Annotated in this window: 12 protein-coding genes; 6 read left to right on the forward strand and 6 right to left on the reverse strand. The window is 70.7% G+C overall.

The window, feature by feature from the left end; all coding sequences use genetic code 11:
* Nucleotides 1-72: 72 nt before the first annotated feature.
* From J2X55_RS14780 to J2X55_RS14795, 4 genes are all read left to right on the forward strand, one after another.
* On the forward strand, nt 73-1,227 hold the full coding sequence (locus J2X55_RS14780; protein WP_309824322.1) for an exonuclease SbcCD subunit D: 1,155 nt from the start codon (nt 73-75) through the stop codon (nt 1,225-1,227).
* Nucleotides 1,224-4,313 carry an SMC family ATPase gene (locus tag J2X55_RS14785; protein ID WP_309824324.1) on the forward strand — a complete coding sequence of 1,030 codons (3,090 nt, stop codon included), beginning with the start codon at nt 1,224-1,226 and terminating at the stop codon, nt 4,311-4,313. The genes J2X55_RS14780 and J2X55_RS14785 overlap by 4 nt, the downstream gene beginning before the upstream one ends.
* Nucleotides 4,314-4,395: 82 nt before the next feature.
* Entirely contained in the window at nt 4,396-4,578 is a 183-nt protein-coding gene (locus tag J2X55_RS14790) for a hypothetical protein (RefSeq protein ID WP_115919721.1), read from the forward strand.
* Between the two features lie 81 nt (nt 4,579-4,659).
* Nucleotides 4,660-6,162 carry an MFS transporter gene (locus tag J2X55_RS14795; protein ID WP_309824326.1) on the forward strand — a complete coding sequence of 501 codons (1,503 nt, stop codon included), beginning with the start codon at nt 4,660-4,662 and terminating at the stop codon, nt 6,160-6,162.
* Between the two features lie 21 nt (nt 6,163-6,183).
* Here the strand turns inward: J2X55_RS14795 and J2X55_RS14800 are convergent, their stop codons facing one another.
* The 4 genes from J2X55_RS14800 to J2X55_RS14815 form a co-directional block, all read right to left on the reverse strand.
* Complete coding sequence (locus tag J2X55_RS14800; RefSeq protein WP_115919719.1) at nt 6,184-6,741, reverse strand: nucleosidase; 558 nt, start codon at nt 6,739-6,741, stop codon at nt 6,184-6,186.
* Nucleotides 6,742-6,832: 91 nt separating this feature from the next.
* On the reverse strand, nt 6,833-7,777 hold the full coding sequence (locus J2X55_RS14805) for an aldo/keto reductase (protein WP_115919717.1): 945 nt from the start codon (nt 7,775-7,777) through the stop codon (nt 6,833-6,835).
* A 75-nt stretch (nt 7,778-7,852) separates the two neighbouring features.
* Nucleotides 7,853-7,996, reverse strand: coding sequence for a hypothetical protein (locus J2X55_RS14810; RefSeq protein WP_181906521.1), 144 nt, complete (start codon nt 7,994-7,996; stop codon nt 7,853-7,855).
* On the reverse strand, nt 7,993-8,190 hold the full coding sequence (locus J2X55_RS14815) for a hypothetical protein (protein ID WP_181906520.1): 198 nt from the start codon (nt 8,188-8,190) through the stop codon (nt 7,993-7,995). The genes J2X55_RS14810 and J2X55_RS14815 overlap by 4 nt, the downstream gene beginning before the upstream one ends.
* Nucleotides 8,191-8,291: 101 nt before the next feature.
* On the opposite strand from J2X55_RS14815, the gene J2X55_RS14820 reads away from it, so the two are divergent.
* Complete coding sequence (locus J2X55_RS14820) at nt 8,292-8,789, forward strand: DUF427 domain-containing protein (RefSeq protein WP_309824330.1); 498 nt, start codon at nt 8,292-8,294, stop codon at nt 8,787-8,789.
* 45 nt (nt 8,790-8,834) lie between these two features.
* Here the strand turns inward: J2X55_RS14820 and J2X55_RS14825 are convergent, their stop codons facing one another.
* On the reverse strand, nt 8,835-10,895 hold the full coding sequence (locus J2X55_RS14825; protein WP_309824331.1) for an NAD(+) synthase: 2,061 nt from the start codon (nt 10,893-10,895) through the stop codon (nt 8,835-8,837).
* A 108-nt stretch (nt 10,896-11,003) separates the two neighbouring features.
* Here J2X55_RS14825 and J2X55_RS14830 point away from each other — a divergent pair, with 108 nt between their 5' ends.
* A complete protein-coding gene (locus J2X55_RS14830) occupies nt 11,004-14,552 on the forward strand; it encodes a TM0106 family RecB-like putative nuclease (protein WP_309824332.1) in 3,549 nt (1,182 codons plus the stop codon).
* Here J2X55_RS14830 and upp read toward each other — a convergent pair.
* Nucleotides 14,537-15,169, reverse strand: a complete 633-nt coding sequence (gene upp, locus J2X55_RS14835) for a uracil phosphoribosyltransferase (RefSeq protein WP_115919707.1) — start codon at nt 15,167-15,169, stop codon at nt 14,537-14,539. The genes J2X55_RS14830 and upp overlap by 16 nt on opposite strands.
* Between the last annotated feature and the right edge of the window lie 37 nt (nt 15,170-15,206).

Consider the following 15,206-nt stretch of genomic DNA (forward strand, 5'->3'; position numbering starts at 1 on the left):
TCGCATCCGAAACCGGTGCCTGCCGGGCGTTTGCTGCACGCCGATGTCGGAGGGGCGACGTACCGTGTCTGCATGCGGATCCTGCACACCTCCGACTGGCACATCGGGCGCTCCTTCCACGGGCACTCGACGCTCGACGCCCTCGGGGGCGTTCTCGAGGTTCTCGTCGCGCAGGTGCGCGAGCACGCGGTCGATGTGGTGATCGTCGCGGGTGACGTGTTCGACTCCGCGGCCCCCTCGGCAGCCTGCTACCCGGTGCTCTCGACCACCCTGGCGGCGCTCGCCGACGCCGGCGCCCGGGTCGTCGTCACCAGCGGCAACCACGATTCCGCAGCCCGCCTCGGCTTCCAGTCCGCTCTTCTGCGCGACGAGATCACGGTCATCACCGATCCCCGTGCCGTCGGCACCCCGCTGACCGTCGTCGACGAGCACGGTCCCGTCCACATCTACGGCATCCCCTACCTCGAGCCCGCCATCGTTCGACACCTGTGGGACGGCGTCGAGCTGCGCAGCCAGGCGCAGACCGTGCAGCACGCGCTAGACCTCGTCCGCGCCGACCTCGCGAAGCGAGGCGGACGCTCGGTGGTCGCGGCGCACTGCTTCGCCGCGGGCGTCGATGCCACGCCGGGTGTCGAGCGCGAGATCCGGCAGGGAGGCCTCGACGTCGTCCCGCTCCCCGCGTTCGACGGCCCTGATTACGTCGCCCTCGGCCACATCCACGGTCGTCAGCAGGTGTCCCCGCGCGTCCGTTACGCCGGGGCTCCGGTCCACTACAGCTTCGGAGAGGCGGGAAAGCCCCGCGGTTCGTGGCTCGTCGACCTCGATGCCGAGGGGCTCGCCGACGTGACCTGGCTCGAACTGCCCGTGCCCCGCCCGCTCGTGACGCTTCGCGGCCGCCTCGATGAGCTGCTCACCGACGAGCGTTTCGCCCCACACGACGAGCACTGGGTGCGTGCCGAGTACACGGATTCCACGCCGCAGCCCGATCCCATGCGCCGTCTGCAGGCGCGCTTCCCCTGGTGTGCAACAGTGGTCCACCTGCCCGCCGAGACGCGCGCCGACGACCGGATCGGCTATGCGCAACGCGTGCGTTCAGCCCGCGACGATTCCGAGATCATCGACACGTTCCTCGCGCACGTGCGCGAGGGAGAGGGCGCGTCCGAGGTCGAGCGGGAGCTCATCCGCGACGTGCTCGACGCTCGGTCCGTCGCGGAGGCGAACGTATGAAGCTCCACAGCCTCGTACTCGAGGGGTTCGGCCCGTTCCTCGAGGCGCAGACGGTCGACTTCGACGCGTTCGCGCCGGACGGCATCTTCCTCATCACGGGTCGCACCGGCGCGGGCAAGTCCAGCGTGCTCGACGGTGTCTGCTATGCCCTGTACGGAGGCGTACCGCGCTACGACGGCGCCGAGCGCCGCTTGCGCAGTGATCACTGCGAACCCGATGACCCCACCCGCGTCACGCTCGAGTTCAGCGCCGAGGGCGAGCGGTGGCGCGTGACTCGCTCGCCGGAGTTCGAACGACCTAAACGGCGCGGCGGGGGGACCACGAAAGAACCGCATCGCGCCCTGCTCGAGATCCTCGCCCCCGAGGGCTGGACCGGTGTGGCCGCACGCCCGGTCGACGTCGCCGCACGCCTCGACGAGATCCTCGGCCTCAGCCAGCAGCAGTTCCTGCAGGTCATCCTGCTCGCGCAGAACAGGTTCGCCCGGTTCCTGCTCGCCAAGAACGACGAGCGGCTGAGCCTGCTGCGGACGCTCTTCGGTACGCGCTCCTTCGAGCACTACGCGGCCGACCTCGACGAGCGGCGTAAGAACGCGGCGCAACGTCTCGCCGCCGAGGGTGTCGAAGTCGCGACGCTCCTCGACGAGGCCGAGCGTCTCGCCGCCGAGCTGGAGGCCGAGGGGGGCTCGGCTCCCGCCGACGTCGGCGAGCCCGCGGTGGGGGCGCCGCTCGGCGTGAGCGACCGGCTGGGTCGCATCGTCCGAGCCGTGGAACGCGCGGACTATCGCGTCGAGACCGCACTGCGCGAGCGAGAAGACAGCGACGCGCGCGTCGACCAGGCCCTGGCCGCCCACCGCGAAGCGACCACTCTGCACGAACGCCAGCAGGATCGCGCGAGACTGCGCGATCGTCTGAGGGCCCTCGACGCCGACGAGGCGCAGATCGCCGCCGCGCGCGAGGAGTCACGCGCCGCGGCCGAGGCCGAGACGATGCGCGCCGCCATCGATGCGGCCGAGGCGGCACGCGCCGCGCTCGCCTCGGCTCGACTCACCGCCGACAGTGCGAGAGACAAAGCCCGCCGGCTCTCGGAGCCGAGCGGCGCCGGCGCTGCCGTCGGACGCCCGGAGAACGCGGACGTCGCCACGAGACCCGACGACGGCTTCGCCGATCGCGCCCTGCTCGTCGCGCGCGACGACGATCTCACCGCGCTTCTCGCGCGCGGGGAGTCCGCGCTCCGCGCCGAGGCCGAGCTCGGCGAGCTCGAGGTCGAGCTCGACCGGCTCGCAGCCCTCGTCGCCCGCACCGCCGCCGACCGCGACGCCCTCGTCGAGGGACGCGCCGAGGTTCCCGAGCTCCTGCAGGCTCTCGACGAACGCCTGGAGCAACTCGCCGGCGCCGAGACCCGGAAGGCCACCGCGACCACGGCACGTGACGATCTGGTTCGGCGGGTGGAGGCCGCGCGTCGGGCGGCACGCCTGCAAGAAGAGCGCGACCAGGCCGATCTCGCCTCGCTCGTCCGCGCCGACGAGGTGCAGCGCGCTGTCGACGCCTGGACGAGCCTCCTGCGTCGGCGCCTCGCCGGCGCGGCCGTCGAGCTCGCCCACGACCTCGTCGACGGAGAGCCGTGCGCCGTGTGCGGTGCCCGGGAACACCCCGCCCCCGCTCGCGGCGACGAAGACCCGGTGACCGATGACGAGATCACCGCCGCCGAAGACCGCAAGAACGCAGCGGTCGAGCACGACCGACTCGCCTCCGACGCTGCACGCGTCGCACGCGACGCTCACGCGCTCGCCGCAGCCCTCGCGGGAGGCGAGAGCGTCGACGCGCTCGAGGCACGTCTGGTCGAGACCGAGAAGATGCTCGCCGCAGCCCTGGCCGATGTCGCCGAGCTCGACACCGTCCGCTCCGAACGCTCGCGCGCTGTCGACCTCGATGCAGCCATCGTGGAGCGCATCGACCACCTCGCGAACACGCTCGCGAGCGCGCGACAGGATCTCGCTCTCGCCGAGCAGAGGGTGACGAGCCTGCGGTCCGAGGTCGCTTCCGCACGTGCAGGCTTCGATAGCGTGGCCGCGCGCCAGCGCGATCTGCGGTCCCGACGAGATGCGGTGCGCGAGCTGGTCGTCGCGCAGGACGCCGTTCGTGCCGCGACCGCCCGCGACCGCGAGGCAGCGGACACCGTGGCGACCCTCGTGCGCGAGAGCTCCTTCTCCGACGTCGATACCGTCGTGCGAGCCCTCCGTCCCGCCTCCGAGCGGCGCCGTCTCGACACGGCCATCGCCGAGCACGATGCGGCGGTCGCTTCCGTCCGCCAACGGCTGCTCGAACTCGAACTCGTCCTCGTCGACGCCCCCGACGAACCGGTGGACCCCGCCCCGTACGCCGACGCCGTCTCTCTCGCGCGCGAGCAGCTGCAGCGCGCCACGGCTGAGCATGCGTCGGCTCGTGCCCTGGCGGATCGCTTACGGGGACTCGCTCAGCGCGCCGATGCCGCCCACGCGTCGGTGGCGACGCTGACCGACGAGCATGCGGTTGTCGCTCGTCTCGCCGACACCGTCGCCGGGCGCGCCCCGAACACGCGTCGCATGACCCTCGAGACCTTCGTGCTCGCCGCGGAACTCGAAGAGATCGTGGCCGCTGCCAACCTGCGCCTCGACCACATGTCGTCCGGTCGGTACCGTCTCCAGCACACCGACGCGCTGGCCGCTCGCGGAGCGGCCAGCGGACTCGGGCTCGAGGTGGTCGACGCCTTCACGGGGCAGAGTCGACCCCCGCAGTCGCTGTCGGGTGGCGAGACGTTCCTCACCTCGCTCGCCCTGGCCCTCGGTCTCGCCGAGGTCGTGACGGCGCGGGCTGGGGGCATCCGGCTCGACACGCTTTTCATCGACGAGGGCTTCGGCTCGCTCGACGACGACACGCTCGACCTCGCGATGCGGACCCTCGACGAGCTGCGACAGGGCGGGCGCACGGTCGGCGTCATCAGCCATGTCGCGGCGATGAAAGACCAGCTCCCCGCGCAGTTGCACGTCGCGGCCACGCCGAGGGGTCCGAGCGTGATCCGGCAGGACGCCCCGGCGCTGATCGGCTGAAAGAGGCGGTCCGGCCGGGGCGCGGGCGCGCGAAGCTCGTCGTCCCGCGCCGTCTGACAGACTCCCGCTCTAGGCTGGTCTCATGCGCAAGAGCACCCTGTGGACCGTCCTCGGCGTCGTCGTCGCCGTGATCATCGCGTGGGTGCTCGTGAACATCCTCTTCTCGCTCATCGCGTTCGTCTTCCGCCTGCTCGCCGTCGCGGTGGTCGCGCTGATCGTCTTCTTCGTGCTGAGGGCGGTCTTCGCCCGCCGAGAAGTCGACTGACGCTCTCGATCACGGGGGCGATCCCGCGCCCTCGCGCAAGCCCGAATCCGGTGTCCGAGCCCCGGAGTACCGTCGGCAGCGATGACTCCTCCCTCTTCCGCGCCCACGGACTCCGCCCACCCGCCCACCCGTGACATCGTGCTGTCACCGAAGCATCGATGGCGCGCGTACTGGGTGGCGGTGGCGGTCGCCGCGCTGACGATCCTCGACCTCACCAAGGTCAACGTCGCTCTGCCCTCGATCGAGGCGGCGCTCGGTGCCGGGCCGACCGAGCTGCAGCTCGTGGTCTCGGGATACATCCTCACCTTCGGCCTCGTGCTCGTTCCGGCCGGGCGCCTGGGTGACTTCCGCTCGCGGCGCATGCTCTTCCTCGTCGGCCTGTCGCTGTTCCTCGTCACGAGCCTCGCGTGCGCCCTCGCGCCGAACACGACCGTGCTCCTCGTCGCCCGCCTGCTGCAGGGCGTGGCGGCAGGCATTCAGATGCCCCAGGTGCTCGGTCTCGTTCAGCAGCTGTTCCAGGGCAAAGAACGAGGCCGTGCCTTCGGCCTGTTCGGTGCGACGATCGGCATCGCGACGGCCTTCGGCCCGACCCTGGGCGGTCTGCTCATCGCCCTGGGCGGAGACACCGACGGCTGGCGGCTCATCTTCTGGATCAACGTCCCGCTCGTCGCCATCGTCATCGCCCTGGCGGCGTGGTTCCTTCCTGACACCCGCACCAGATCGCACCGGAAGCTGGATCTCGATCCGGTCGGCGTGGTGCTCTTCGCACTCACGATCCTGTCGCTGATGTGGCCGTTCCTGTTCACCACGGGCAGCCCTGACGACGACCCGAACCGCTGGTGGTTCCTGGTGGCGTCCCTCGTCTTCGCGGCGGGATTCGTGTTCTGGGAGCGTCGTTACGCAGAGCGGGGACGGATGCCGCTCATGCCGTTCTCGATCTTCTCGCTCTCGTCCTACCGCAACGGCGTGCTCATCTCGACCGCCTACTTCTCCGCCGTCCCCGCCATGTTCCTGCTCGGGACGCTCTTCCTGCAGGGTGGTCTGGGTCTGGAACCGGTGTTCGCGGGGATGGTCACGATCGGTTTCGCCGTGGCATCCGCGTGGAGTTCGTGGATCGGCGGAAACCTCGTCACCCGACTCGGGCGCCCTCTCGTGGTGTGGGGCATCGCGGGCATGGTCGTCACGGCCGGCGGCCTCGTCCTGGTCGCCCTCTTCACGCCCCCGGAGTGGACCCCGTGGGCGATGGCGGCCGTCATGACCCTCGGCGGCTTCGCGGGCGGTCTCGTCATCTCGCCCAATCAGACCCTCACCCTCGCCGATATCCCGGTAAAGAGCGGCGGTGTCGCCGGATCGGTGGGTCAACTGGGACAGCGGATCGGCACCGCGGTCGGTACGGCCGTCGCTCTCGCCCTGTTCTACGCGACGGTCTACCGCGAACAGGGGAGCGTCGACGATACGGCGGTGCTGTACCACGACGCCTACGCGTCGGGAATGATCACGGTCGGCGTCTTCTTGGCGCTCGCCCTCATCGTGGGGGTCACCGACCTCGCGGGTCGTGCGCGGTCGGGCTCGCAGACGCCCTAGGTGCGTCCGGGCCCGGCCGGCTCAGACGCCGTATCGGGCGCGGATCTCGGCGCGCAGTTCGTGGCTGCACCGTTCGACGACGTCATCCCACAGCTCGGTGGCGCCGTCCTGTGCGCGGTCCGAGACCGCGCGGAGGATACGGATGGGCACGCCGAACTGCTGCGCGACCCAGATGAGCGCGTAGGACTCCATGTCGACCAGGCGTGCGCCGAGACCCCGGATCAGGCGCACAGCCTCTGCGTCGTCGACGAAGTGGTCGCCGGTCGCGATGACCATACCCTCCGAGCCGGTCTCGACGCGGGAGGGAAGCGACACGTGCTCGCCGAAGGTGCCGTCCAGGCCCTTCACGTCGTGCTGGATCGCCGCGGAGATGTCGTAGATGCCGCCGGCGACCTCATCGTCGATCGCCCCGGCCGTGCCGACAACGACGATCTCGTCGTACTCGCCCCCGCACAGAGCCCGGGTGAGCGCGTACGCGGCGGGGATCTTCCCCACCCCGGTGAGCAGGCGCTCGAAACCGGGGATCTCCGCCTCGAAAGCGGTCAATTCGGACGCATGGGCGGCGACGAGGAGCTTCACCCCCTCATTCTCGCCGAACTCGCGCGACCGTCATGCCGAGTCCGCGCGCGAGGAGCACCCGCAGCGGGCACTCCTCGCGCGAACGACGGCGTCAGGCCTGTGCGGACTCGGATGCGGCCGACAGGCGCGCGATCTCGTCACCCGTCAGCTCAAGGCTGGCGCTGGCGAGAAGGTCCGCGACCTGCTCCACCTTCGACGCGCTCGCGATGGGCGCGGCCACGGTCGGCTGGGCCCGCAGCCACGCCAGCGCCGTGGTCGCAATCGAGGCACCGTGCGCCTCGCCGATCTCCTCCAGCGTGTCGATCAGCGCGAGCCCGGCGGGAGTGGCCAGCTTCGCCGCGCCTTCCGCGCGGGGCGAGTCGCTCGTGGCCTCCGCCGAACGGTACTTGCCGGTCAGGAATCCGCTCGCGAGCGCGTAATAGGGAACGAGCGACATGCCGTACTGCTCTGCGACGGGCACGATCTCGCTCTCGACCTCGGTGCGGTGCACGAGGTTGTAGTGCGGCTGAACGGCGACCGGCAGGTCGGCTCCGGACGCCTCGGCGAGGGAGATCCACTCTCGGATGCGGGCCGCGGTGTAGTTGGATACCGCCACGTAGCGGACGAGGCCGTCACGCACGAGGTCGGCGAAACCGGCGACGGTCTCTTCGAGCGGTGTCTCGGCGTCGTCGAAGTGGGCGTAGTACAGGTCGATGGTGTCGACGCCGAGGCGCTTCAGAGAGGCCTCCGCAGCGGCCCGGATGTTCTGCGCGCCCAGTCCGCGGAACTCGGGATGCTGGCTGACCTTCGTGGCCACCACGACGTTCTCGGGCTTGCGGGAGGCCAGCCACTCGCCGATGAGGGTCTCGCTCTCGCCGCCCGAGTTGCCGGGTACCCACGCGCTGTAGGCGTCGGCGGTGTCGATGAAGTTGCCGCCGCCGGCGTGGAAGGCGTCGAGCACCGCGAACGAGGTGTCTCGGTCGGCGGTCCATCCGAAGACGTTGCCGCCCAACGAGAGGGGGAGGATGTCGAGGTCGCTGCGTCCGATACGCGTCATGATGCCCTTCCGGTCGAAACTGTCGATGTGAGGGTCAACGACGACCGTCCGAGGGCATTCCCGCGACGCGCGGGTTCAGCTGCCTCCGGAGAGGATGCCGACCAGTCCGCTGATGAGCAACCACAGCCCGATGCCCGCGCCGGCGATCCAGATGACGACGGTCCCCGCGGGGTATTTTTTCTTCCCGTCGGGGCTGCCCGGGGTTTCGGGGGCGCTCACGAGCGCACCATCGTGATGATCGAGACGATGAGCACAGCGAGACCTCCGATGACGGCGATGGCGGCGATGACGGGACCTCCGCCGGCGAGGTAGGCGGCGACGCCGAGGGCGAGGAACAGGACGGCCAGCACGATGCCGATGATCTGGTAGACGCGATAACGTCGGCTGACCTGCGTCGTCTTCTGTTCGCTCACGGTTCCCCCTCTGCTCCCAGGCTACCGAAAAGCTGTGCGCCTCCTGAGCCGATGATGCGGGGAATCGCCCGAGTATGCCCATCGCGGCGTAGCGTGGGCGCATGGCGCGCCCCGTACCCGATCCCGTCCGCCCCGGCCAGGAGTCCGTGTGGGACTACCCCCGTCCGCCGCGCGTGGAGCGCGTGCGCAAGCGCGTGCAGATCGACTTCGGCGGCGCCCGCATCGCCGACACCGACGATGTCGTGCGGGTGCTCGAGACGAGCCACCCGCCGGTGTACTACGTGCCGATCGCCGCGTTCGGGGATGCCCTGACCCTCGGCGAGGGCGCCTCGTTCTGCGAGTTCAAGGGTGGCGCCCGGTATTTCGACGTGCACGGCGGCGGGGGAGCGGTCGCCCCTCGAGCCGCGTGGAACTACCCGCACCCCATGCCCGGATACGAGCTGCTCGAAGACCGCGTGGCCGTCTACGCGGGCCCCATGGATCGCGTGGTGCTGGGCGGCGAGACGGTCGAACCCCAGCCGGGCGGCTTCTACGGCGGCTGGGTCACGAGTGACCTCGCCGGTCCGTTCAAGGGCGTCCCCGGGTCGATGGGCTGGTAGCCCGCGTCCCACCACCCGGAACGTGCCTCGACCGGATGCCGTGGCTCAGTCCCCGCGGAACGCCTGCGGCACCGACGCGTGCAGGTCGGCGAGCCATGCGCGGGCGTTGCCGTCGGAGGGGGCACGCCAGTCACCGCGAGGCGAGAGAGAACCGGCGGGCGACACCTTGGGCCCGTTCGGGATCGCGGTGCGCTTGAACTGTGCGAACCCGAAGAACCGCTTGAGGAAGACGTCGAGCCACCTGGCCACGGTGACGAGGTCGTACGCCGGGCGTTCTTCCTCGGGGTAGCCGGGGGGCCAGGCGCCGGCATCCGGATCCTTCCAGGCGTGCGCCGCGAGGAAGGCGATTTTCGACGGTCGGAACCCGAAGCGGAGCACGTGGTACAGCGTGAAGTCGTGGAGGTTGTAGGGGCCGATCCGGTCTTCGGTGGACTGCATGCGGCCGTCCTGCCCCGCGGGCACCAGCTCGGGGCTGATCTCGGTGTCGAGCACGGCCTGCAGAACGTGAACGGTGTCGTCGCTGAGCTCACCCGAGGAGATCACCCAGCGGATGAGGTGCTGGATGAGCGTCTTGGGGACGCCGGGGTTCACCGAGTAGTGGCTCATCTGATCACCCACGCCGTACGTGGACCACCCGAGCGCGATCTCGGACAGATCGCCGGTACCGACGACGATCCCGTTGTTCTGGTTCGCAAGGCGGAAGAGGTAATCGGTGCGCAGACCCGCCTGCACGTTCTCAAAGGTGACGTCGTGCACGGGCTGACCCGATGCGAAGGGGTGCCCCATACGAGAGAGCATCTCGGTCGCCGCCGGGCGGATGTCGATCTCTTCGATCGAGGCGCCGACGGCCGTCGCCAGGGCGATCGCGTTGCCCTTTGTCTTCTCGCTCGTCGCGAAGCCGGGAAGCGTGTAGGTGAGGATGTCGCTGCGCGGACGCCCCATCCGGTCCATGGCGCGTGCGATGACGAGAAGGGCGTGCGTGGAATCGAGTCCGCCGCTCACCCCGAGCACGGGCCGCGGATTGCCGATGGCCTGCAGACGCTGCACGAGGCCCGACACCTGGATGTTGAACGCCTCGTAGCAGTCCTGCGCAAGCCGCGCGGCATCGTCGGGAACGAACGGGAACCGGTCGACGGCACGACGCAGACCGAGGTCGGCCGCGGGCGGGGCGAGCTCGAAAGACACCGTGCGGAACGCGGGCGAGGTGGTGCGGCGGTTGTCGTCGAACGTGCCCTGACGCAGGCGATCCTGACGCAGCCGGTCCAGGTCGACGTCGGCGACACTGCGCCGCGGTCCGTCGGGGAACCGTTCGGTCGTGGCGAGCAACTGCCCGCCCTCGTAGATCATGGTTTGGCCGTCCCACGAGACGTCGTTGGTCGACTCGCCCTGGCCCGCGGCGGCGTAGACGTAGGCGGCGAGGCACCGCATGGACTGCGACTGCGAAAGCAGGTTGCGATCGTCGGCGCGCCCGATCGTGATGGGGCTGCCCGACAGGTTCGCCAGGACGGTTGCCCCGGCCAAGGCTGCTCCGGATGACGGCGGGATCGGCACCCACACGTCTTCGCAGACCTCGGCGTGCACCGTCAGACCGGGCACGTCGACCGCGTCGAAGAGGAGGTCGGGGCCGAACGGCACGGTCTCGCCCGCGACGCGGATGTGCTGGCCGGACTGATCGTCTCCGCGGGCGTACCAACGGTGCTCGTAGAACTCGCGATAGGTCGGCAGGTACGCCTTCGGGGCGACGCCCAGCACCCGGCCGCGATGGATCGCGACAGCGCAGTTGAACAAGCGGTTGCCGTGGCGCAGCGGCGCCCCGACGAGCAGCACCGGGAGGAGGTCTGCGGATGCCAGCACCAGGCGCTCGAGGGCGGTCTCGACGGCGTCGAGCAGAGGATCCTGCATGACGAGGTCGTCGATGGCATAGCCGGTCAGGCACAGCTCGGGGAAGACCGCGACGGCGACCCCCTCGGCGTCGCAGGCGCGCGCCGAGTCGAGCACGGCGTCGGCGTTCGTGGCGGGGTCGGCGACCGCGACGGGAATCGTGCACGCGGCGACGCGCGCGAACCCGTGCCGGTACACGTTCTCGAACGGCAGATCGGTGATCACCCCCTCAGTCTGTCAGCACCCTCGGACACCGGGCAGCCCGGTTGCGCGGGGCCCTCTGGGTGGACGGGCGGCGGCCGATGTCGGTGGCCCCGGTTAGCGTGGAACACCATGCGGTACATCGAGCAGAACGGGCGCATCGTCTGGAGCGCCAGCGACCTCAAGGCGGCGGCCGAGTGCGAGTTCGCGTGGCTGCGCGCGATCGACGCGAAGATCGGGCGCATCGCCCCGGTCGACGACCCCGAAGACGCCACCCTCGAGCGCGCGGCGCGATTGGGGACCGCGCACGAGCTGCGCGTGCTCGACGACGACCGCGCCCGCTTCGGCGCGGCGGTGCGCGAGATCCCCGCGGCGCGATCCTCCGACGCCGAGGCGCTCGCCGAGGCCGTGCGTCTGACCGACGAGGCGCTCGCCGACCCGTCCGTCGAGGTGGTCTACCAGGCCGCGTTCGCCACCGACGAGTTCGTCGGATTCGCCGACTTCCTGGTGCGTGAGCCCGAGACGTCGACCCCCGGACCGCGGCGGTGGATCGTGCAGGACACCAAGCTCGCGCGCCGCGCGCGCGTGACGGCGCTCATGCAGCTCGCCGCCTACGTCGACCAGCTCGACCGTCTCGGCGTCCCGCGCTCCGACGAGGTGCAGCTGCTGCTCGGAGACGGTTCGACGAGCACGCATCGCGTCGACGACCTGCTCCCCGTCTTCGGCCTGCGCCGCGAACGACTGCGCGCCCTGATCGCCGACCGCCGGGTCGACCTGGGCACCGCGGGCCCCGTGATCGCGTGGGGCGACCCGCGCGGAGATCTCGGCGTCATCGCGTGCGGCCGATGCGCCACGTGCGAGCTCGAGGTCGTCGCCCACCGCGACCTGTTGCTCGTCGCGGGCATGCGGCCCGTTCAGCGCGATCGGCTGCGGGCGGGCGGCATCGCCACGATCGATGCGTTGGCCGCTGCTGCGGCCCCTCCCACGGCCATGAGCGCCGACACGTTCGCATCGCTGCGTACGCAGGCCCGCCTGCAGCTCGAGAGTCCGGCCGGTGTCCCGGGTGGCGACGCGCCCGCCCACGCCGTACCGACGTTCGAGGTGGTCGCGCCGAAGTCGCTCGGCGTGCTGCCTCGGCCCGACCACGGTGATCTCTTCTTCGACTTCGAGGGCGATCCGCTCTATAGCGAGGGCGCAGGCGAGCACTGGGGCATCGACTACCTCTTCGGATGGGTCGACACCCGCGAGAGCTACGGGGCCCTGTGGGCGCACACCTTCGACGAAGAGCGCGTCGCCCTCGAGCGGTTCCTCGACATGGTGGCATTGCGCCGCCAGCAGTACCCGGGCATGCACATCTACCACTACGCCCCCTACGAACCGACGCACCTGCTCACGATGGCGGCGCGCTACGGCGTCCGCGAGGCCGATGTCGATCGGCTCCTGCGCGACGGTGTCTTCGTCGACCTCTACCCCGTCGTCCGACGAGCCCTGCGGGTGGGGTCGCGCTCGTACTCGATCAAGAAGCTCGAGCCGCTGTACATGGGCGACGAGGTCCGCACGAGCGACGTGCAGCGCGGCGACGACTCCATCGTGAGGTACGTCGAGGCTCGGGCTCTCGCCGCCGACGGCGACACTGCGGCCGCGCTCCGCGTGCTCGACGACCTCGCGGACTACAACCGTTACGACTGCGTCTCGACCCGGCGTCTGCGCGACTGGCTCGTCGATCGCGCGCGGGAGTCGGGGGCCGTGCCCGCGCGGGGAGCCGAGCCCGACGAGCAGGCCTACGAGCCGTCGCCGCGCGCGACCGCCCTGCAGCGGTGGGCCGCCGACGCCGGCGAGCCCGACGGTACAGCGCTCCGCCTCGCCGCGGCCGCGATCGACTACTACCCCCGCGAAGAGAAGACGTACTGGGCCACGCACTTCCTGCGTCTGCGCGAGCCGCTCTCGGTCTGGGAAGAGACCCGCGACGTCGTCGTGGTCGATGCCGCGCGCTCCCGCGTCGTCACCGATTGGCACTTCCCCGAGTCGGGTCGCGGCTCGGAGCGCCGACTCGTCGAGTTGCGCGGAGAGGTCGCGCCTGGAACGCGACTCAGCGTGGACGGCGAGCCCTTCGCGGTCTACGACCTGCCCGCGCCCTTCCCGCTCGAGACCCGCCCGCGGTGGATCCACGGTGCGCGCCGGGTCTCCGTCCGCGAGGTGCTCGACGACGGGGTGATCGTCGAAGAGACCGCCGCCGATGGCGCGACGTGGGACGACCTGCCGCTCGCCCTCACGCCTCCCGCACCCCCGCGTGCGGGAAACCAGCAGAAGGCGATCGACGCCTGGGCCGACGCAGTCCTCGCCGCCGCTCCCCGGATCCCCGCGGGAGCCGCCGCCGACATCCTGCGCCGCGTTCCTCCGCGCACGCTGTCGGGTTCCCTCGCTCCGGTCACGAGCGTCGACGGGGCGAGCGGCGACGACGAGGTCACCGCCATCGCGCGGACCGTCGCCGACCTCGACCACAGCTACCTCGCGGTTCAGGGCCCTCCCGGCACGGGGAAGACCTACGTGGGCTCGCACGTGATCGCTCGCCTGGTCGCCGAGCGCGGCTATCGCATCGGGGTCGTGGCGCAGTCCCACGCGACCATCGAGCACATGCTCGATCAGGTCATCGCGGCCGGTGTGCCGGCATCCCGGGTCGGGAAGGCCCCGAAAGACCCGAGCGCCCCGCACGCCTTCACGGTGCTGCCCAAGAACGGCGTCGCGGCGTTCACCGCCGAGAACGCCGCGACCGGCTTCGTCGTCGGGGGCACGGCGTGGGACTTCAGCCACGAGGCGCGCATTCCGCGCGGCAGCCTCGATCTGCTCGTGATCGACGAGGCGGGGCAGTTCTCGCTCGCCTCCACGATCGCGGTGTCGCTCGCGGCGCAGCGTCTGCTTCTGCTGGGCGACCCGCAGCAGCTTCCTCAGGTCAGCCAGGGCACGCACCCCGAGCCCGTCGACACCTCGGCCCTCGGCTGGATCATCGACGGCGCCGAGGTGGTGCCGGACGAATTCGGGTACTTCCTGGCGCGGACTCGCCGCATGCACCCGGCCGTCGCCGGGCCGGTGTCACGGCTGTCGTACGAGGGGCGTCTCGCCGCGCACCCCTCCACCGCGCTGCGTCGCCTCGACGGTGTCGAACCCGGCGTGCACGTCGTTCCGGTGCGCCACAGCGGCAACTCGACGTTCTCGACCGAAGAGGCGGCCGAGGTCGCACGCCTGGTGTCCGAACTCGTCGGACGAGAGTGGACGGGCGCCGAGGGGGGAGCGGGCGATTCCGCCACCGTGCACGAACCCCGCGCACTGCGGGCCGACGACATCATCGTCATCACCCCGTACAACGCCCAGCAAGTCGCTGTCGAAGAGGCGCTCGCGGCGGCGGGCTTCCCCGACGTGCCCGTGGGCACGGTCGACCGGTTCCAGGGCAAAGAGGCCGTCGTCGCGATCCTGACGCTCGCCGCGTCGTCGGGCCGCGAGGCACCGCGTGGACTGGAGTTCCTGCTGCTGCGCAACCGCATCAACGTCGCGATCTCCCGCGCGATGCAAGCCGCCTACGTCGTGTACTCGCCGGCCCTGCTCGACGACCTGCCGCGGACCCCGGAGGGGGTCGCACGGCTCAGCGGATTCGCTCGACTGGTCGGAGCTCAGGCCGTGCCGTAGAGGCGGTCGCCCGCGTCGCCGAGGCCGGGCACGATGTACCCCTTCTCGTTGAGGCGCTCGTCGACGGCGCCGAGTACGAGGGTGACATCGTGACCCTCGACCTGCTTCTCGATCGCCGCGACGCCCTCGGGGGCGCCCAGCAGGCAGATCGCGGTGACGTCTTGCGCTCCGCGTGCGAAGAGGAAGTTGATGGCCGCGCCGAGCGAGCCTCCAGTCGCGAGCATCGGGTCGAGCACGAAGCACTGGCGGTCGCTGAGGTCGTCGGGCAGGCGCTCCGCGTACGTCGTCGGCTCGAAGGTCTCTTCGTCGCGCACCATGCCGAGGAACCCGACCTCGGCGGTGGGGAGGAGCTTCACCATGCCCTCGAGCATGCCGAGGCCGGCACGCAGGATCGGCACGACGATCGGGCGGGGCTCACTGATCTTCACGCCCATCGTCTTGGTGACCGGGGTCTGGATCTCGATCGGGTCGACGCGAACGTTACGGGTCGCCTCGTAGGCGAGGAGCGTCACGAGCTCCTCGGTGAGCTGGCGGAAGACCGGAGACGAGGTCTGCACGTCACGCAGCACCGTGAGCTTGTGGGTGATGAGCGGGTGATCGGCGACGTGGACACGCATAGGCTCAAGGCTAACCGCTCCACCCGCACGCCACCGC

Origin of the sequence: Microbacterium sp. 1154 (assembly GCF_031455375.1) — a bacterium.
In the GTDB taxonomy this organism is placed as follows: Bacteria; Actinomycetota; Actinomycetes; order Actinomycetales; family Microbacteriaceae; genus Microbacterium.

Excerpts from the sequence above, each read along its gene's own strand:
- J2X55_RS14795 (WP_309824326.1), top strand. The coding sequence starts at position 4,660 with ATGACTCCTCCCTCTTCCGCGCCCACGGACTCCGCCCACCCGCCCACC.
- J2X55_RS14805 (WP_115919717.1), bottom strand. The coding sequence starts at position 7,777 with ATGACGCGTATCGGACGCAGCGACCTCGACATCCTCCCCCTCTCGTTG.
- J2X55_RS14820 (WP_309824330.1), top strand. The coding sequence starts at position 8,292 with ATGGCGCGCCCCGTACCCGATCCCGTCCGCCCCGGCCAGGAGTCCGTG.
- J2X55_RS14780 (WP_309824322.1), top strand. The coding sequence starts at position 73 with ATGCGGATCCTGCACACCTCCGACTGGCACATCGGGCGCTCCTTCCAC.
- J2X55_RS14785 (WP_309824324.1), top strand. The coding sequence starts at position 1,224 with ATGAAGCTCCACAGCCTCGTACTCGAGGGGTTCGGCCCGTTCCTCGAG.
- upp (WP_115919707.1), bottom strand. The coding sequence starts at position 15,169 with ATGCGTGTCCACGTCGCCGATCACCCGCTCATCACCCACAAGCTCACG.
- J2X55_RS14830 (WP_309824332.1), top strand. The coding sequence starts at position 11,004 with ATGCGGTACATCGAGCAGAACGGGCGCATCGTCTGGAGCGCCAGCGAC.
- J2X55_RS14790 (WP_115919721.1), top strand. The coding sequence starts at position 4,396 with ATGCGCAAGAGCACCCTGTGGACCGTCCTCGGCGTCGTCGTCGCCGTG.